The 512-nt window shown below is 36.3% G+C and carries 1 pseudogene; it reads right to left on the bottom strand.

The features are described 5' to 3' along the window. Positions 1-512 (bottom strand): annotated as a pseudogene (locus D1643_RS11480) (hypothetical protein); the annotation flags it as partial.

The raw sequence follows: 512 nt of genomic DNA, 5'->3' as shown, positions 1-512 counted from the left end.
CATAATAGCTGACATCGTCTTGCGAAAGAATTAACGGTTTCTTTCCTTCTGGAAGAGAAACACCTGTAAAGGTCAGTTTTCCATCTGTTCCTTTTTTGACTAATCCATTTAGATTAACAAGAACATAGTTATTTTTATATAACTGATCAATGGTTTTATTGAATTCGGAAATAGTGACCATATAATCTTTATACCCTTGTGCTTGCTGGGTATGAAAAGCCTTAGCTGGATCAACAATCAGACTATGAAAGAAGACGTGTGAGATTTTGGTCGGGTCTTCCCATTTTACCAAGGATTCTTTTTCTTTTTTCAAAGTTGCTAACAATTGTTGCGCTTCTTTGGCGTCGTCTTTTTCAAGTAAGGCGATGGCTTCATCATAATGATAACTTGCAGCAAGCTGTTTTGCTTGATCAAGCTGTTTCGTCGTTTGTTTATCTTCAACAGGTTTTGAGCTGCTGCTTGAGTGTTGAGTTGTTTGACTAGTGTTTTCTAATTTATTGTTTGTTGCTGAT

The sequence above is a fragment of the Enterorhabdus sp. P55 genome, assembly GCF_009911695.1.
Lineage (GTDB): Bacteria > Actinomycetota > Coriobacteriia > Coriobacteriales > Eggerthellaceae > Enterorhabdus.
Note: the sequence above shows the minus strand (reverse complement) of the source record. Positions and strands in the feature narration are given on the sequence as shown.